The organism is Mesorhizobium sp. ArgA1, from assembly GCF_053714375.1.
This window is the reverse complement of record NZ_JBSKBQ010000227.1, coordinates 1-205: the sequence shown is the minus strand read 5'-3', so window position 1 is coordinate 205 and position 205 is coordinate 1. Positions and strand designations below refer to the sequence as shown.

1 pseudogene is annotated in these 205 nt (G+C 60.5%); it reads left to right on the top strand.

The window, feature by feature from the left end:
* Window positions 1-140: pseudogene (locus ACWGTI_RS33075) on the top strand (IS66 family transposase); the annotation flags it as partial.
* Window positions 141-205 lie beyond the last annotated feature (65 nt).

Sequence of the window (205 nt, the reverse complement as noted above, 5' to 3'; positions counted from 1 at the left end):
TTCAACGGAAGATCACCAACGGCTATCGCGCCATGTGGGCCGCCCAGGGCGAAGCCGACATTCGAACCGTCGTCGACACGGCTCGTCTCGCGCCAGGCACGAACCCCTTCAAAATCATCCTTCAAACCGTCAGCGCCTGAAATCCGCTATGACTGAGCCCGCGACCTTGATCTTGCGAGCCTCTCTTCGGGCACGGCTTTGTCGG